The following is a 17,711-nucleotide window of genomic DNA, read 5'->3' on the forward strand; positions in this document are numbered from 1 at the left end:
GGCGAGGCGAATCGTCACGGGTAATTCGTGGCGACGTTGTGGAGATAGTGCAATGGTCTGCCGCGTGGTGGCGCTTTATCAGCCTTTCGGGGTCGATGCGGACGCGAGGGATCGACGGCAGAAGGGTTGCGGCGTATTCCGTCGTGCCGTAATTACGTGAACCATGAACCTGTTCACCCGTGCTGCGTCCCTGCGCCGCCCGGCATCCCCCACGGCCTCGCAACTCCCCCACGAGTCGCAGGCGTTCCCTTCCACCGGCCCGTCCGCTCCCGGCCTGGCCAAGCTGACCGGCGAATGGATGATCGACGCGGCGCACAGTCGTATCGGTTTCTCCGTCCGGCACGCCCTGGTGACGACCGTGCGCGGCGCGTTCACCGAATATCAGAGCCGGCTCTACTTCGACGGTCGTGATCCCGCGCGATCACGGGCCGAGATCGTGCTGTCCACCGCGTCCGTCGACACCGGAGTGCAACAACGCGACGGCCATCTCACGGGCCGCGACTTCCTGGACGCCGCGGCCTATCCGCGGATGCGTTTCGTGAGTACCGCCGTGCGCCCGGTGGGCAACGATGTCTACCGCATGGCCGGAGAACTCACGATCAAGAACGTCACCCGTCCCGTGGATCTCGAACTCACCTATATAGGGCACGTGATGGATCCGTTCGGCTACGAGCGGGTCGGTTTCGACGGGACGACCACCATCAACCGCTCCGAATGGGGTCTCACCTACAACCAGCGGCTCGCGGAGGGCGGAGCCATGGTGAGCGAGAAGGTGCGGCTGCAGTTCGACCTCGCCGTCATCCGCTCGATCCCCGGGGGCTGACGCCCTGTCGCGTTCTCGTGGGGGCCCGGCCGTTGCCGGGCCCCCATTTTTGAACACGTTCAAGCAGGGGCGTACGCTCCCCGTATGAGCGACAGATCCGCCCTGTTGAAGGGCATCCGTGCGTGGCTGGTCTTCTTCGTCATCTGTCTGGTGCTGAGTGGCGCCACCGCGTTCCCGCTGGTCCACGAGCTGCGGTGGACCGAGGAGTTGCTGCGGTCGCTGTCCGTCGGGGAGCACCTGCCGGCGTTCGTGGACTGGATCGAGCGCGTACGGGCCGGGCTCGACGAGGCCGACGCCGAGTACCCGTTCCTCCTGTACGGCACCGACTGGCTGGCCTTCGCGCACCTGGTGATCGCGGTGGCCTTCTACGGCCCCTACCACGACCCGGTCCGCAATATCTGGGTGGTCGAGTTCGGGATGATCGCCTGCGCGGGGATCGTCCCGCTGGCCCTGGTCTGCGGGCCGATCCGGGGCACCCCCTTCTGGTGGACGGTGATCGACATGTCGTTCGGCGTGCTCGGGGTGATCCCGCTGTACGTCGTACGGCAGCGGATCAAGCGGCTGGAGGCGCTCACCGGCGGGTGGGACGCAGGAAAAACTGTTATCCCCGCCGCCTCCGCACCGTCTCCGTAGGGACCCCCTGTCTCCCCCGCACAGGAGCGAGCCCCATGAGCAGTGTGATCTCCGCCTCGGAGCTTCCCCACGTCGCCGCGATGGCTGAGAAGGTTCGGAACGCGGCCGGGTGAACAGGGTGAGGCCGGCGGGACCGGAGGGAACGTACGTGGACGGGCGGCAGTGGCGCTCCACCATCGCGGCCGCGCAGGCGGGGGACCGGCGCGCCCTCGACGAGCTGGTCGCGGGCTGGCTGCCCCTCGTCTACAACATCGTCGGCCGGGCTCTCAACGGTCACGCCGACGTCGACGACGTCGTGCAGGAGACCATGCTGCGCGCGGTCGACAACCTCGACACGCTGCGCGATCCGGACAGCTTCCGCTCCTGGCTGGTCGCGATCGCGATGCGGCAGATACGGGACCGCGCGCGCCGCCGCACCGCCGACCGGCTCGACGCCGCCGACGCCGACGCCCGCGGCGCGGCGGACTTCGCCGAACTGACCGTGCTGCGACTGCAGTTGGAGGGCCAGCGCAAGGAGGTCGCGGAAGCCGTCCGCTGGCTCGACGACGAGGACCGCCAACTGCTGTCCCTGTGGTGGCTGGAGGTCGCCGGCGAACTCACCCGGCGCGAACTCGCCGCCGCCGTCGGCATCAGCAGACAGCACGCCGCCGTCCGCGTGCAGCGGATGAAGGCCCGCCTGGAGACCGCGCGCGGCATCGTGCGCGCCCTCGACTCCTCCTGCTCCGACCTGGGCCGGGTCACCGCCCGCTGGAGCGGACGGCCCGACTCGGTGTGGCGCAAGCGCATCGCCCGGCACATCCGCGACTGCGCCCGCTGCGACGGCGACGCCGTCCCCGGCGAGGTCGTCGTCCCCGCCGAACGCCTCCTCGTCGGCCTCGCCCTGGTGCCTGTCCCCGTCGGCTTCACCCTGTCGCTGGCGTTCGGCGGGAAGACCGCCGCGGCCGCGACCGTCGCGACCGCCTCGGCGGGCTGGTCCGCCAAGGTGCTCGGCGTCCTCACCAAGCCCGCGGTCGCGGTGACCGCGGGCGCGACGATGGTCGCCGGGGGCGCGTACGTGGTCACACAGCCCCCGGGCGAACGGCACCCGCAGGTCGCGCCGACCGCGCTGAGCACGGCCCGCGCGCCGGTGGCCGCCGCGCCCCGCGCTCCCGCGCCCACCGCGTCACGGTCGGCCTCGCCGCCCCCGTCCCTCTCGGCCTCCCCGTCCGCGACAGAGAAGGCCGATCCGTACGGCACCGTCGTCGACGCGGTGGACCGGGCGCCGGACCCGGACACCCCGCCCGCCGCCCTCCCGCGCCGGCCCGAGTCCGGCATCACCAGCAGCGGTGGCCCGCGGACCGTGATGAACCACCGCGGCGAGCGCGTGACCTTCACGGGCGAGGGCTATGTCCTCGTCCGCTGGCAGATCTCGCCCCAGTACCGGCCGGGCGGCCTGGTCATGCCGTCCTGGACGGGCCTGAAGGGAAGGCTCTTCCACGTGGCCTCGGGCGGCGGCCGCCGGATGGACGACCCGGTCTCCGCCGACGGCCGGACCTCCGGCATGGGCGGCCCCGCCACCGGATACACCGTCCTGCCCGACGGCACCCAGCAGATGTGGCAGAACGAGTTCTTCTACCTCGACGGCACCGTCACCGTCACCCAGAACGAACGCGGTGCCGACTACGGCATCACCGTCGCCCCTTCCACCTGGACCGCCGTCACCGAGGACCTCGCCCACGGCCCCGACCGCGGCGCCATTCGTTACGGCCTCGTCCGCGACAACGGCAAGGACTCGGCCCCGGTACCGCAGTACGTCACCCGGGAGGAGCCGCAGGACCCGGCGACGGTGGCGCAGCGGTCGCGGGTGTAGGGACCGGGGGCACCGGTGCCAGCTCAGCGCCCGTGCGGCCGCAGCTCGCACAGCGCGTCGACCCGGTTGGTGGTGATCGAGTCGACGCCCAGGTCCATCAGACGGCGCATGGAGCGCCGGGTGTCGGGGGTCCATGCGGACAGGAGGTAGCCGTCCCGGTGGACACGGTCCGTCAGGGGGCGGGTGACGAGGCCGAAGCGGTAGTTGAGCCAGCGGGGGCGGATCGCGGCGAGGAGGGCGGGGCGGGGTGGAGCGAGGGTCTTCCAGGTGAGGGCCAGTTCGGCGGCGGGGGCGGCGGCGCGGAGGGCCAGCAGGGTGGGCGGGTCGGCGCTGTAGTAGACCCGGTCCTCGGCGTCGTACTCCCCTACGACGTCGAGGACCTGACGTACCGCCCGGCGGTCCACCGCGCCCGGCAGGTCCACCAGCACCCGGCTGTCCTTGGTGGTGAGCAGCGCGTCGGCCAGCGTGGGTACCCCGTCGGCCGTCAGCCCGCGCAGCTCCGCGGCGGAGAGTGCGGACAGCGGCCGTTCCACCTCCCACAGCCGCTTCAGCGTCGCGTCGTGGAGCAGGACGGGAACACCGTCGCGGGTCGTGCGCACGTCGAACTCGACGGCGTCCGCGCCCAGTTCGAGCCCGGCTCGCAGGGAGTCGAGCGTGTTCTCGCGGTGGCGGTAGGGGGCGCCGCGGTGGGCGACGGCTGTCAGGGTGCGCATGGGATGTGGGTTCCCGATCGGGTCAGGGGGTCAGCCGGGCCGAGGTGTAGGTGTCGATCTCGGCGGACAGCCGGGCCTTGCCGGGCGCGTCGAGGAAGGACGCCTCCACGGCGTTCTTCGCGAGCGCGGCCAGCCCCCGCTCGTCGAGGTCCAGCAGACGCGCGGCCACCGCGTACTCGGTGTTCAGGTCGGTGCCGAACATCGGCGGATCGTCGGAGTTGATGGTGACCGGCACTCCGGCCCGTACGAAGTCCGCGAGGGGGTGTTCGTCGAGGGTGCGGACCGCGCGCGTGGCGATGTTCGAGGTCGGGCAGACCTCCAGGGCGATCCGGTGCTCGGCGAGGTGGGCGAGCAGCTTCGGATCGCCCGCCGCGCTGGTGCCGTGCCCGATGCGCTCGGCGCGGAGTTCGACCAGCGCGTCCCAGACGGTCTCGGGGCCCGTCGTCTCGCCGGCGTGCGGCACGGAGTGCAGCCCGGCCGCGATCGCCCGGTCGAAGTACGGCTTGAACTGCGGCCTCGGTACGCCGATCTCCGGCCCGCCGAGCCCGAACGACACCAGCCCCTCGGGGCGCACCCGGTCCTCGGTCGCGAGCCGGGTCGTCTCCTCGGCCGCTTCGAGCCCCGCCTCGCCGGGGATGTCGAAGCACCACCGCAGTACGGTCCCGAACTCGGCCTCCGCCGCCTTGCGGGCGTCCTCGATCGCGGCCATGAAGGCCAGCTCGTCGATCCCGCGCCGGGTGGAGGAGAACGGGGTGATGGTCAGCTCGGCGTACCGCACCTGCTGCCGGGCGAGGTCCCGCGCCACCTCGAAGGTCAGCAGCCGGACGTCCTCCGGGGTGCGGATGAGGTCGACGACGGACAGATACACCTGGACGAAGTGGGCGAAGTCCGTGAACGTGAAGTAGTCCGCGAGCGCCTCGGGATCCGTCGGCACCTGGGAGTCGGGGTGGCGGGCGGCCAGTTCCGAGACGATGCGGGGGGAGGCTGAGCCGACGTGGTGCACATGCAGTTCGGCCTTGGGCAGACCGGCGATGAAGGCGGACAGGTCGCGGGTGCCGGAGGCGCCGGGAACGGCGGGGGTCACGGGCACGCCCTGCGTGGTGCGGCGGTCGGTCAAGGTTCCTCCCCGGGAACGGCGTCCGCCCCGGACCGTGGTCTGCGTCGGGGGACGCGGGTGATCGGCTGATCGATGACTCGGGGATCATCGTAGGCGGCGATCCCCGCGCTGACCCCGGGCTCTAGCATGACCGAACGTACAGCTGAGCGCGTGTGGCCGAAAAACCGACGCGGATCGGCACGAACGTGACAACAGGGGGAACCGCTCATGCCGTCGGACGAGGCACCGATTCCGAAGACACCTGCCGACCCGCAACCGGACCCGTGGGCACCGCCGCATGACCGCGCGCCGACACCGCCGACGCCGGCCGGTGTCGGGGCCGGGGACGCGATACCGGGGGCCAGGGTCGCTCTGGACAAGCAGGCCGAGCCGGGGGCGGGACTCCCGCCCGCTGCTCCCTCGGTGCACGACCAGATGACGGTCGCGTCCATGCCGGTTGTGCGGCCGGGCGGCCCGATACCGGCCGATGCCGGCGCACCGACGCCTCCCCGGGCTTCCGGAACGCCGGCGCCCTGGGCCGGCCCCGACCCGTTCGCGCCACCGGGCGGCCCGCTGCCCGGTGTGCCCTCCGCTGCGGCCCCCGACCCGTTCGCCCCGCCCGCGCCCGACGCGCCCTACCCGCCTCATGCGACCTACCCGCCCCACGGGTCCTACCCGCCTCGCGCGTCGTACCCGCCGCCCGCGGTCGGTGTGCCCCACGCCGCCGTCCCGCCCCCGCCTTTCGGCCCCGAGGGGCCCGGGCCGGTGCCGTACGGCTACCCGCCGCAGTACCAGGCGGCGTACCCGGGCGACCACGCGCACCCCGGCATGGGGTACCCCGCTCCCGTCGCGGGCTACGCCTGGCCCGCGACGGCGCCGCCGAGCAACGGGATGGGCATCGCGGCGATGGTGCTCGGCATCTGTGCAGCCGCGCTGTTCTGCCTGTGGCCGCTGGCGATCCTGCTCGGGGTCATGGCCGTGATCTTCGGATCCATCGGCCGCGTCAAGGCCCGCCGGGGCGAGGCGACCAATCCCGGGCACGCCCTGGCCGGGATCATCTGCGGAGTGGCCGGCATCCTGCTGGGCATCGGCTTCATCGTCCTGCTCGTCGTGGCGCCCGGCAGCGCAGACACCGACTCGGACACCGACCCCTTCGACGACGGCTACTCCACCTCTCTCTCGCTCTCGCTCTAGCGGGTGCCACACCCCGCGCCCACGGGGCGCGGGGGCCCGCGGGGGCGGCCACGACGCACGGTCACCCGCCCTCGGGCGGAGCGCTCAGGCGTCGACCCCGCTCAGCAGCCGCTCACGGGCCGCCATCAGCGCGAAGCCCAGCAGGTTGGGGCCCCGCCACCGGGCGGGGTCCATGGCGCGTTCGTCGTCCGCCGCGAGGCCGATGCCCCAGACGCGGTCGAGGGGGCTCGCTTCGACGAGGACGCGGTTGTGCGTGCCGAGAAGGAAGGCCCGCAGGTCGGGGTGGGCGGCGAACTTGTGGAAGCTGCCCTCGGCGACGATCGCGAAGCGCTCCCGCTCCCACAGGGCGTCGTCGAAGCCGCGGACGAGCCGCCCGATCTTCTTGGCCTGCGCGGGGCCCGCCGCGGCCACGGCTCTGCGCTCCGCCTCCGCGTCCCCGAACAGCCGGGCCTTCGACGCCATCATCCAGTGCTCGGCCGTGGCGTACTCCACGCCGTCCACCGTGAACGGCGAGGGCCACCACTGACTCAGACAGCTCGCGCCGATCCGGCCGTCGGGCCGCGGCCGGTGTCCCCAGAAGTGCAGGTACTTGATCCTCGCCCCCGCGCGGACCGCTTCCGTCAGCGTCTCCCAGGAATCGATCTTCTCCATGTCGACGAGTCTGGCAGCCGCCACTGACATTCCGTCCTTGATTTTCGGTCCCGACTCGACACCTGGTCGACAGATTCCGTCGCGTAACCAAAAGGCAACAACGGAATCACTTGTTGGCGCCGCATAGCTCTGTCAGGATCGGCACTCAAATCGAGCTGGAGCTACGCCACCCGCCCCCGAGGACAGAGGGGGCACAGGCGGAGGAGAGCGACATGCAGAACCCGGGCACCGCGACCCCGGACCGATTCCCCGCACAGGACCGCTTCGCGGTCGGCGCGCAGTACGTCGCCGGCCGCCTGACGAAGGGCACTTCGGGCCGCACCCACGCGGTCGTCGACCCGGCGACCGGTGACGAGGTCCTCACCTACGAGCTGGCCGGACCGGACGACGTGGACGCGGCCGTGGCCGCCGCCCGCGCGGCCTTCCCGGGCTGGGCCGGCACGACCCCCGGCGAGCGGTCGGACGCGCTGCACCGCTTCGCCGCGGTGCTGGCCGACCGGGCGGAGGAGTTCGCGCGGGCCGAGTCCCTGCAGTGCGGGAAGCCGCTCAAACTGACGCGTGAGTTCGACGTGCCCGGCACGATCGACAACATCGCGTTCTTCGCGGGCGCCGCCCGGCACCTCCAGGGCCAGTCGGCCGGCGAGTACTCGGGCGACCACACCTCCTACGTACGCCGTGAGCCCCTCGGGGTGGTGGGTTCCGTCGCACCCTGGAACTACCCCCTCCAGATGGCGGCCTGGAAGATCCTCCCGGCGGTCGCGGCGGGCAACACGATCGTGCTCAAGCCCGCCGAGTCGACCCCGCTCACCTCGCTGCTGTTCGCGCAGGCGGCCACGGACGCCGGCATTCCCGACGGCGTGATCAACATCGTCACCGGGACCGGCAAGGAGGCCGGTGAGCACCTCGTCGGCCATCCCGACGTGGTCATGACCTCCTTCACCGGGTCCACGGCCGTCGGCAAGCGCGTGGCCGAGATCGCCACCGCGACCCTCAAGCGCCTCCATCTGGAGCTGGGCGGCAAGGCCCCGTTCGTGGTCTTCGACGACGGCGACCTGGAGGCCGCCGCCAACGGCGCGGTCGCGGGCGCCCTGATCAACACCGGCCAGGACTGCACGGCCGCCACGCGCGCGTACGTGCAGCGGCCCCTGTACGAGGAGTTCGTCGCGCGGACGGCCGCCCTCATGGAGACCGTCCGGCTCGGCGACCCCTTCGCCCCGGGCACCGACCTCGGGCCGCTCATCTCGCACGTCCAGCGCGACCGTGTCGCCGGGTTCGTCGAGCGGGCACGCGCGTACGCGCGCGTGGTCACCGGCGGCGAGGCGCCCCAGGGAGCGCTGAAGGACGGCGCGTACTACCGGCCCACGCTCGTGGCGGACGCGGCCCAGGACAGCGAGATCGTCCAGTCGGAGATCTTCGGACCGGTGCTCGTGGTCCTGCCCTTCGACAGCGACGACGAGGGCATCCGGCTCGCGAACGACACCCCGTACGGGCTCGCCGCCTCCGCCTGGAGCCGGGACGTGTACCGGGCCGGCCGCGCCACACGGGAGATCCAGGCCGGATGCGTGTGGGTCAACGACCACATCCCGATCATCAGCGAGATGCCGCACGGCGGCTACAAGGCATCCGGCTTCGGCAAGGACATGTCCACGTACTCGTTCGAGGAGTACACCCAGATCAAGCACGTCATGTTCGACAATACGGCGATCGCCAGGAAGGACTGGCACCGCACGATCTTCGGGGACCGCTAGCCCATCTCAGGCCGTCCGACCCGCGGCCGCCCACCTTCCCGAAAGGGCATCAGCGCATGGAGCAGTACGAGCCCGACCGCCTGTCGCCGGCCCAAGTGGCCGCCGTGCGGCGCAGCTTCCGCAACGGCCGGGCCGCCATGACACGGCGGTCCCTGTTGCGCGCCTCCGCGGGCGGCGCGCTCGCGGTCGGCGGCCTCGGGACGCTGAGTGCCTGCGGCATCCCCGCGGCCGGCACCACCCGGGGCGGCGTCTCCGCGGAGGACCACTCGGCCGAGGAGAAGACCGTCAACTTCTCCAACTGGACCGAGTACATCGACGTGGACGAGAGCGAGAAGCACCATCCCACGCTCGACCGGTTCAAGAAGCGGACCGGTATCTCGGTCAAGTACACCGAGGACATCAACGACAACGTCGAGTTCTTCGGGAAGATCAAGCCGCAGCTGGCCGCGGGGCAGGACACCGGGCGCGACATCATCGTCCTCACCGACTGGCTCGCCGCCCGGCTCATCCGCCTCGGATGGGTCCAGAAACTGGACGCCTCCAACCTGCCGCACGCCTACGCCAACCTGTCCGCGCAGTTCCGCGACCCGGACTGGGACCCGGGGCGGGCCTACTCCTATGTCTGGCAGGGCATATCGACCGTCATCGCCTACAACAAGAAGGCCCTCGACGGCCAGGAGGTGAAGTCGATCTCCGACCTGCTCGACAACGACAAGCTCAAGGGCCGGGTCGGCTTCCTGTCGGAGATGCGCGACAGCATCGGCATGACCCTGCTCGACATGGGCAAGGACCCGGCGAACTTCACCGCCGACGACTACGACGCGGCGATCGCGCGGCTCCAGAAGGCCGTCGACAAGGGGCAGATCCGCCGCTTCACCGGCAACGACTACACGTCCGACCTGACCAGCGGCGACTTCGCGGCGTGTGTCGCCTGGGCCGGTGACGTGGTCCAGCTGAAGGCGGACAGCCCGGACATCGACTTCATCATCCCCGAGAGCGGATACATGACGTCGACCGACAACATGCTGATCCCCAACAAGGCCCGTCACAAGACGAACGCCGAGCGGTTGATCGACTTCTACTACCAGCCCCGGCCGGCCGCCGAGCTCGCCGCGTACATCAACTACGTGTCGCCCGTCGACGGGGTGAAGCCCGAGCTGGAGAAGATCGACCCGGATGCGGCGAACAACCCGCTGATCATCCCCGACAAGGCCATGGCCGCGAAGTCGCACGCCTTCCGCTCGCTGAGCTCGAAGGAAGAGACAGCATTTGAACAGAAGTTCGCAAAGCTGACGGGGGCGTGATCACCGTGACGAACAAGACCACCGAGCACAGCGGGGACGTCCGTCTCTCCGGCATCGGCAAGACCTACGACAACGGCTTCACCGCCGTGCACCCGCTGGACCTGACCGTTCCCCAGGGCTCCTTCTTCGCCCTGCTCGGCGCCTCCGGCTGCGGCAAGACGACCACCCTTCGCATGATCGCCGGTCTGGAGGAGCCCACCACGGGCACCGTGCACCTCGGAGACCAGGAGGTCACCCGGCTGCCGCCCTACAAGCGGCCGGTGAACACCGTCTTCCAGTCGTACGCCCTCTTCCCGCACCTGGACATCTTCGAGAACGTCGCCTTCGGGCTGCGCCGGCGCGGCATCAAGTCGGTGAAGAAGCAGGTCGAGAACATGCTGGAGCTCGTGCAGCTGGGGGAGCAGGCGCGTAAGAAGCCGCACCAGCTCTCCGGCGGCCAGCAGCAGCGCGTCGCCGTCGCCCGGGCGCTGATCAACACGCCCAAGGTGCTGCTCCTGGACGAGCCGCTCGGCGCCCTCGACCTCAAGCTGCGCCGCCAGATGCAGCTGGAGCTCAAGCGCATCCAGACCGAGGTCGGCATCACCTTCGTGCACGTCACGCACGACCAGGAGGAGGCCATGACGATGGCCGACACGGTCGCCGTGATGAACGGCGGCAGGGTCGAGCAGCTCGGCTCGCCGACCGACCTGTACGAGAACCCGCAGACCACCTTCGTCGCCAACTTTCTCGGCACCTCCAACCTCATCGAGGCCGAGGTCGACTCCCGCAGCGGCGGCGAGATCGTGCTGAAGGCGGGCGGCGGCAAGCTGGTACTGCCCGAGGCGCGGTACTCCGGGCCGACCACGACCGGCGGCAGGGTGCTGGTCGGCGTCCGCCCCGAGAAGATCTCCCTCACCCACGCCGACGAGGCGGGCGAGATCCCCGTCGGCCGCAACCGGATCACCGGCAAGATCGCCGACTCCTCCTTCATCGGCGTCTCCACGCAGTACGTCATCGACAGCCCCGTCTGTCCCGAGTTCGAGGTCTACGCCCAGAACATCGACCGTGACGACCGGCTGGTGCCCGGCGCCGAGGTCGTCCTGCACTGGAACCCGGCCCACACCTTCGGCCTGGACGCCGCCCAGTCCCTGCTTGCCGGGACGACGGGCTCCGCCGGCATCCAGGAAGAGGCGACGCTCTGATGGCGACGCTCACCGAGGCGCCGCCGCCTCTGACCCCGACCGCGCCCGGGAAGAAGCCGCCACGCAGGAGGGGCCGCCTCACGCTGTACTGGCTGCTGCTGCCCGGCATCCTCTGGCTGGTCGTCTTCTTCGCGCTGCCGATGATCTACCAGGCCTCCACGTCCGTGCAGACGGGCTCCCTGGAGGAGGGCTACAAGGTCACCTGGCACTTCGCCACCTACTGGGACGCGCTGTCCGAGTACTGGCCGCAGTTCCTGCGCTCGATCCTGTACGCCGGCGCCGCCACGATCCTGTGCCTCGTCCTCGGCTACCCGCTCGCGTACCTCATCGCGTTCCGCGCGGGACGCTGGCGGAACCTGATCATGATCCTGGTGATCGCGCCGTTCTTCACCAGCTTCCTGATCCGCACCCTCGCCTGGAAGACGATCCTCGCGGACGGCGGCCCGGTCGTCGGCGCCCTCAACACCCTGCACGTCCTGGACGTCACCGACTGGCTCGGCTGGACGGCCGGCGACCGCGTGCTGGCCACGCCGCTCGCGGTGGTGTGCGGTCTGACCTACAACTTCCTGCCGTTCATGATCCTTCCGCTCTACACCTCCCTGGAGCGCATCGACGGACGGCTGCACGAGGCCGCGGGCGACCTGTACGCCAAGCCGGTCACCACCTTCCGCAAGGTGACCTTCCCGCTGTCGATGCCGGGCGTGGTCTCCGGCACGCTGCTGACCTTCATCCCGGCGGCCGGCGACTACGTCAACGCGGACCTGCTCGGATCCACGGACACACGCATGGTCGGAAACGTGATCCAGACGCAGTTCCTGCGCATCCTGGACTACCCGACGGCCGCGGCGCTCTCCTTCATCCTGATGGCCGCGATTCTCTTCATGGTCACGCTCTACATCCGCAGGTCGGGGACGGAGGATCTGGTTTAAATGGCCTTCGTCAACTGGCTCAAGCGCCATCTCGTCGTCATCGCGGGACTGTGCACGCTCGGTTATCTGCTGCTGCCGAACGTCGTGGTCACGGTGTTCTCCTTCAACAAGCCGAAGGGCCGCTTCAACTACCAGTGGCAGCAGTTCTCCACGGACGCCTGGCAGGACCCCTGTGGGGTGGCCGGCATGTGCGGCTCGCTCTCCCTCAGCCTCCAGATCGCGTTCTGGGCGACGCTCGGCGCGACCGTCCTCGGCACGATGATCGCCTTCGCTCTGGTCCGCTACCGCTTCCGGGCCCGCGGCGCCGTGAACTCGCTGATCTTCCTGCCGATGGCGATGCCCGAGGTCGTCATGGCGGCCTCGCTGCTCACCCTGTTCCTCAACATGGGCGCCCAACTGGGCTTCTGGACCGTCCTCATCGCGCACATCATGTTCTGCCTGAGCTTCGTCGTCACGGCGGTCAAGGCGCGCGTGATGTCGATGGACCCGCGCCTGGAGCAGGCCGCCCAGGACCTCTACGCCGGGCCCTTCCAGACCTTCATCAGGGTCACCCTGCCGATCGCCGCCCCCGGAATCGCCGCGGGCGCGATGCTCGCCTTCGCACTCTCCTTCGACGATTTCATCATCACCAATTTCAACGCGGGCTCGACCGTCACCTTCCCCATGTTCGTCTGGGGTTCGGCGCAGCGCGGAACGCCCGTCCAGATCAATGTCATCGGTACGGCCATGTTCCTGGTCGCCGTCCTGCTGGTGCTGGTCTCCATGGTCATCGGCAACCGCCGTGCCAAGCAGAAGGCATAAGCCTTTCGCGCACCTTCCGTAGGGAGTTGAAATCATGGCCCCGAGCGCCATGAGCCGTTGGACGAAGTCGCTCTCCGAAGCCCAGCCGGTCCCGTACTGGCTCGAAGACCCGGGCCAACCCCGCCCCGAGCCCGCGCTCACCGGCGCGGAGACCTGCGACCTCCTGGTCGTCGGCGGTGGCTACAGCGGACTGTGGACGGCGCTGCTCGCCAAGGAGCGCGACCCGGGACGGGACGTCGTCCTGCTGGAGGGCCGTGAGGTGGGCTGGGCCGCCTCCGGCCGCAACGGCGGCTTCTGCGCCGCGTCGCTCACCCACGGCCTGGCCAACGGGCTCGCCCGCTGGCCCGAGGAGATCCACAAGCTGGAGGAACTGGGCGCCCGCAACCTCGACGAGATCGAGGCGGCGGTCGCCCGGCACGGCCTGGACTGCGACTTCGAACGCACCGGCGAGATCGACGTCGCCACCGAGACCTACCAGGCCCGGGAACTGCGGGACTGGTACGACGAGATCGCCGGCAAGGGTCTCGCCGACGGCATCGAGTTCCTGGACGCCGACGCGGTCCGCGAGCAGGTCGCCTCGCCGACCTTCCGGGCGGGCCTGTACGACCGCCGGGGCGTCGCCATGCTGCACCCCGCCAAACTCGCCTGGGGCCTCAAGCGGGCCTGCCTGAACCTCGGCGTCCGCGTCTACGAGCACACCCCCGCGCTGAGCCTGAAGGCGCACGGCCCCGGCATGGCCGTCCGCACTCCCTACGGTCAGGTCCGTACCCGGCAGGTGGCGCTCGGCACGAACATCTTCCCCAGCCTGGTCAGGCGCGTCCGCGCGTACACCGTCCCGGTCTACGACTACGCCCTGATGACGGAGCCGCTGACCGCCGAGCAGCTGGCGTCGGTCGGCTGGAAGAACCGGCAGGGGCTCGGGGACGCGGCGAACCAGTTCCACTACTTCCGGCTCAGCGCCGACAACCGCATCCTCTGGGGCGGCTACGACGCGGTGTACCAGTACGGCGGCCGGGTGCGGGCCGAGTACGACGACCGGCCGGAGACGTACGCCAAGCTCGCCGGGCACTTCTTCACCTGCTTCCCGCAGCTGGAGGGCCTCCGCTTCACCCACGCCTGGGGCGGCGCGATCGACACCTGCTCCCGCTTCTCGGCGTTCTTCGGCACCGCCCACCAGGGCAAAGTCGCCTATGCGGCCGGGTATACGGGGCTGGGGGTGGGCGCCACCCGGTTCGGCGCCGACGTCATGCTCGACCTGCTCGCGGGCGAGCGCACGGAGCGCACCGAGCTGGAGATGGTCCGCAGGAAGCCGCTGCCGTTCCCGCCCGAGCCCTTCGCCTGGACCGGCATCGCTCTCACCAAGTGGTCCCTGGCCCGCGCCGACTCCCACGCCGGTCGCCGCAACCTGTGGCTGAAGGCCATGGACCGGCTGGGACTGGGCTTCGACAGCTGAGGCGCGGACCGGAATCCCGTGCTCAGCGGGGCGTGAAGGTGTGCGCGTGATCAACGGGCGTACGCCCTGCTGGGCGGTGTTACTCCATTCACCACCAAGAAGTGGTCCGAACCCGCGTAATGCCCGGCCGGAACCTCTGTCTGTGCTCCTGACGCGAAAACCGCGTCCGACGGAGCACTAGAGAGAGGAAGGTCCCTGTCATGACTGGGGCCAAGACGGCGGCCGAGTGGCTGGCATCCGTATCACCGGATCCCGAGGCCTGCCGCTGGGAGTGGGAGCGCAACCCCCTGGGGGTCGCCCTGCTTCCGGCCGGCAGGGCCTGGGACGTGCTGATCCTGCCGGGCCTGCTCGGCTATCCCACCCTCGATGTCCTCACCCGCATCATCGACCGGCCCGGACCCGTGCTCGCCGACTTCGGCGACGACCGCATGGGGTTCTTCGTCCCGCCGGGCACGGCGTCGCGATGGCTCGGCACGGGGGTGCGCAGCGCGGGCGGCGGCACCTGGATCGTGGTGCCGTACCCGGGACGGCAGACCGGCGGAGTCCGCTGGCTGATCCCGCCGGACGGCAGCGGCACCCTCACCGATCCGGCACTGCTCGAACTGGCGATGCACGAGGCGGCGGCGAGCCTCGCCAGGGACGAGGACCGGCAGCCGGGGTACTGAGGACCGCATGCGGTGACGGCGGCCGTCCCCCGGCCGCCCGGATGTGGTGACGGCGGCCCTCCCCGGCCACGCGCACCTGTCGGCCGCCCGTGCGGCCGACGCGGACGTCACCCGGGAGGACTCCGGCGTACCCCGGACCACAGCGAGGAGAGCAGCGGCACGCACACGCACCAGCTCGCCACCACGTCGAGCGGCCAGTGGTAACCCTGGCGCACCAGACCGAAGCCGACCCCGATGTTCACCACGACCGCGAGCACGACGACCGCACGGCGCGCGGGGGCGCCGCGCAGCAGGGGCAGCAGGAGCAGGACGGCGGCGCCGTACGCGACGGAGGCGGTCGCGGTGTGGCCGGACGGGTAGAAACCCGTGCCCGGGCCCATGATCGGCGGACCGGACCGGGCGATGAGCTCCTTCAGCGGGATCACCCAGAGCGGTACGGCGGCCAGCAGGAGCGCGGCCGCGGCGGACGGCCGCCACCAGTGCTCCCGGCCGGCGGCACGCGCACGCCACGCGACATACAGCAGGACGAGGGCGAGGACCGGGACGGCGACCGTGATTCCGCCGAGGTCGGCGAGGAACCGCGTGGGGGCGCCGCGGTGGACGAGCACGTCGCTGAGGCGTTCGTCCGCGCGGGCCAGGGGGCCGTGCGCGAGGATCTGCCAGGTGATCAGGGCGAAGAGGAGGGCCGGGGCGCCGACAAGGAGGAGGGCGGCGCGGCGGCCCGGGAGGATGGTCGGCCGTCCTCGAACAGGGGGGGTGGTTCGAGGACGGCCGTCCGGATCGGTGTGCCGCACGCCCCGGGGGGTTTGGGACGGGCGGCCATCCGATCGGTGAGGAGATCCGGAGCCGGAAGCTCCGGGTGTGTGCGCGAGGGCACGACCAGGGCGAAGCTGGGGAGGCCCCGACCCGGTGTCACCCACAGTCCCCTGCGGGCGGGGTGTATCTCTCATCTGCTCCAGAACCTACGACAGGGGACGCGGCCACGACAGCCGGAATCGCGACCCGCCATGCACCTTGCACACCTTCTTCACGCGCTCCGACGCTTGTCCACAGGGACCGGAATCCGGGAGGAGATTCCGCTTCCGGGTTCAGGTCCCTTGACGCGTGGGACGCCGGAGGCGGACGGGGCATTCCGTATGCGGGTGCCCCGTGAGAAGGGGCGCCCGGCACCGTGCCGCGTGGGTCAGACGCGGGTGAACGCCTGCTCGATGATGTCCAGGCCCTCGTTCAGGAGGTCCTCGCCGATGACGAGCGGCGGCAGGAAACGCAGCACGTTGCCGTAGGTGCCGCAGGTCAGGACCAGCAGGCCCTCCTGGTGGCAGGCCTTCGCCAGCGCGGCGGTCGCCTCCGGGTTCGGCTCCTTCGTCGTACGGTCCTTGACCAGCTCGATGGCGATCATGGCACCGCGGCCGCGGATGTCGCCGATCAGGTCGAACTTCTCGGCCATGGCGGTGAGGCGGGCCTTCATCGTCGCCTCGATGCTCTTCGCCCGGGCGTTGAGGTCGAGCTCCTTCATCGTCTCGATCGAGCCGAGGGCGCCCGCACAGGCGACGGGGTTGCCGCCGTAGGTGCCGCCGAGGCCGCCCGCGTGCGCCGCGTCCATGATCTCCGCGCGGCCGGTGACGGCGGCGAGCGGGAGGCCGCCGGCGATGCCCTTGGCGGTGGTGATCAGGTCCGGGACGATGCCCTCGTCCTCACAGGCGAACCACTGGCCGGTGCGGCAGAAGCCCGACTGGATCTCGTCGGCGACGAAGACGATGCCGTTGTCGGAGGCGAACTTGTTGATGGCCGGCAGGAAGCCCTTGGCGGGCTCGATGAAGCCGCCCTCGCCGAGCACCGGCTCGATGATGATCGCGGCCACGTTCTCCGCGCCGACCTGCTTGGCGATCTGGTCGATCGCCTGCGCGGCGGCCTCGGGGCCGGCGTTGTCCGGACCGGTCGGCCAGCGGTAGCCGTAGGCGACGGGCACGCGGTACACCTCGGGCGCGAACGGGCCGAAGCCGTGCTTGTACGGCATGTTCTTCGCCGTCAGCGCCATCGTGAGGTTGGTGCGGCCGTGGTAGCCGTGGTCGAAGACGACCACGGCCTGCCGCTTGGTGTACGACCGGGCGATCTTCACCGCGTTCTCGACGGCCTCGGCGCCGCTGTTGAACAGCGCGGACTTCTTGGCGTGGTCGCCCGGGGTCAGCTCGGCGAGGGCCTCGGCGACGGCGACGTAGCCCTCGTACGGGGTGACCATGAAACAGGTGTGCGTGAAGTCCTGGAGCTGGGCGGTGGCCCGGCGGACCACGGCCTCGGCGCTGGCGCCGACGCTCGTGACGGCGATGCCCGAGCCGAAGTCGATCAGCCGGTTGCCGTCGACGTCCTCGATGATGCCGCCGCCCGCGCGCGCGGTGAACACCGGCAGCACCGACCCCACCCCCGCCGCGACCGCGGCGACACGACGGGCCTGCAGCTCCTGGGACTTCGGTCCGGGGATGGCGGTGACTACGCGGCGCTCCTGGGGAAGTGCGCTCATGAGGGGCTCCTGGGGGTCTTACTGACGCTTGCCTTCTTTTACTCGCAGGCTAGGACCGGGAAGGAACACTGGGCATGCTCCATGTGGGCGTTGTTGGCGACTCCGCTTGTCCTTGATGGACATGGCGCGTTGTCGGAGGTGAATCAGTGACCA

General features: G+C 70.7%; 15 protein-coding genes and 1 pseudogene. 11 read left to right on the top strand and 5 right to left on the bottom strand.

Annotated elements, in window-relative coordinates; translation table 11 throughout:
* Window positions 1–163 precede the first annotated feature (163 nt).
* The 3 genes from STRBO_RS0109145 (at window position 164) to STRBO_RS0109155 (ending at window position 3,305) form a co-directional block, all read left to right on the top strand.
* The gene (locus STRBO_RS0109145; RefSeq protein ID WP_005479752.1) at window positions 164–823 is read left to right on the top strand and encodes a YceI family protein; all 660 of its coding nucleotides are present in this window, start codon (window positions 164–166) and stop codon (window positions 821–823) included.
* Window positions 824–907: 84 nt separating this feature from the next.
* Entirely contained in the window at window positions 908–1,456 is a 549-nt protein-coding gene (locus tag STRBO_RS40000; RefSeq protein WP_020114089.1) for a hypothetical protein, read from the top strand.
* A gap of 148 nt (window positions 1,457–1,604) precedes the next feature.
* Window positions 1,605–3,305 carry an RNA polymerase sigma factor gene (locus tag STRBO_RS0109155; protein ID WP_020114090.1) on the top strand — a complete coding sequence of 567 codons (1,701 nt, stop codon included), beginning with the start codon at window positions 1,605–1,607 and terminating at the stop codon, window positions 3,303–3,305.
* A gap of 23 nt (window positions 3,306–3,328) precedes the next feature.
* On the opposite strand, the gene STRBO_RS0109160 is transcribed toward STRBO_RS0109155, so the two are convergent.
* The gene (locus STRBO_RS0109160) at window positions 3,329–4,018 is read right to left on the bottom strand and encodes a glycerophosphodiester phosphodiesterase (RefSeq protein WP_005479747.1); all 690 of its coding nucleotides are present in this window, start codon (window positions 4,016–4,018) and stop codon (window positions 3,329–3,331) included.
* 22 nt (window positions 4,019–4,040) lie between these two features.
* Window positions 4,041–5,263: pseudogene (locus STRBO_RS0109165) on the bottom strand (adenosine deaminase).
* 433 nt (window positions 5,264–5,696) lie between these two features.
* Here STRBO_RS0109165 and STRBO_RS0109170 point away from each other — a divergent pair.
* On the top strand, window positions 5,697–6,308 hold the full coding sequence (locus STRBO_RS0109170; RefSeq protein WP_245170582.1) for a DUF4190 domain-containing protein: 612 nt from the start codon (window positions 5,697–5,699) through the stop codon (window positions 6,306–6,308).
* Between the two features lie 84 nt (window positions 6,309–6,392).
* Here STRBO_RS0109170 and STRBO_RS0109175 read toward each other — a convergent pair whose 3' ends face one another.
* Entirely contained in the window at window positions 6,393–6,959 is a 567-nt protein-coding gene (locus STRBO_RS0109175; RefSeq protein ID WP_020114091.1) for a riboflavin biosynthesis intermediates N-glycosidase, read from the bottom strand.
* A 212-nt stretch (window positions 6,960–7,171) separates the two neighbouring features.
* On the opposite strand from STRBO_RS0109175, the gene STRBO_RS0109180 reads away from it, so the two are divergent.
* The 7 genes from STRBO_RS0109180 to STRBO_RS0109210 all read left to right on the top strand — a co-directional run bounded on the left by STRBO_RS0109180 (window position 7,172) and on the right by STRBO_RS0109210 (window position 15,040).
* Window positions 7,172–8,707, top strand: a complete 1,536-nt coding sequence (locus STRBO_RS0109180; RefSeq protein ID WP_005479743.1) for a gamma-aminobutyraldehyde dehydrogenase — start codon at window positions 7,172–7,174, stop codon at window positions 8,705–8,707.
* 56 nt (window positions 8,708–8,763) lie between these two features.
* Complete coding sequence (locus STRBO_RS0109185) at window positions 8,764–10,011, top strand: ABC transporter substrate-binding protein (RefSeq protein ID WP_005479742.1); 1,248 nt, start codon at window positions 8,764–8,766, stop codon at window positions 10,009–10,011.
* Complete coding sequence (locus STRBO_RS0109190; RefSeq protein ID WP_005479740.1) at window positions 10,008–11,192, top strand: ABC transporter ATP-binding protein; 1,185 nt, start codon at window positions 10,008–10,010, stop codon at window positions 11,190–11,192. The genes STRBO_RS0109185 and STRBO_RS0109190 overlap by 4 nt, the downstream gene beginning before the upstream one ends.
* On the top strand, window positions 11,192–12,121 hold the full coding sequence (locus STRBO_RS0109195; protein WP_005479738.1) for an ABC transporter permease: 930 nt from the start codon (window positions 11,192–11,194) through the stop codon (window positions 12,119–12,121). Before STRBO_RS0109190 ends, STRBO_RS0109195 begins: the two co-directional genes overlap by 1 nt.
* Window positions 12,122–12,922, top strand: coding sequence for an ABC transporter permease (locus tag STRBO_RS0109200; protein ID WP_005479736.1), 801 nt, complete (start codon window positions 12,122–12,124; stop codon window positions 12,920–12,922).
* 34 nt (window positions 12,923–12,956) lie between these two features.
* A complete protein-coding gene (locus tag STRBO_RS0109205) occupies window positions 12,957–14,375 on the top strand; it encodes an NAD(P)/FAD-dependent oxidoreductase (protein WP_005479734.1) in 1,419 nt (472 codons plus the stop codon).
* Between the two features lie 200 nt (window positions 14,376–14,575).
* A complete protein-coding gene (locus STRBO_RS0109210) occupies window positions 14,576–15,040 on the top strand; it encodes a hypothetical protein (protein WP_020114092.1) in 465 nt (154 codons plus the stop codon).
* Window positions 15,041–15,147: 107 nt separating this feature from the next.
* On the opposite strand, the gene STRBO_RS0109215 is transcribed toward STRBO_RS0109210, so the two are convergent.
* Both STRBO_RS0109215 and gabT read right to left on the bottom strand, forming a co-directional pair.
* Window positions 15,148–15,834: a phosphatase PAP2 family protein gene (locus STRBO_RS0109215; protein WP_005479731.1), complete on the bottom strand. Its 687-nt coding sequence runs from the start codon at window positions 15,832–15,834 to the stop codon at window positions 15,148–15,150.
* Between the two features lie 389 nt (window positions 15,835–16,223).
* Window positions 16,224–17,558, bottom strand: a complete 1,335-nt coding sequence (gene gabT / locus STRBO_RS0109220) for a 4-aminobutyrate--2-oxoglutarate transaminase (protein ID WP_005479729.1) — start codon at window positions 17,556–17,558, stop codon at window positions 16,224–16,226.
* Window positions 17,559–17,711: the final 153 nt, after the last annotated feature.

This window comes from Streptomyces bottropensis ATCC 25435, from assembly GCF_000383595.1.
Classification (GTDB): domain Bacteria; phylum Actinomycetota; class Actinomycetes; order Streptomycetales; family Streptomycetaceae; genus Streptomyces; species Streptomyces bottropensis.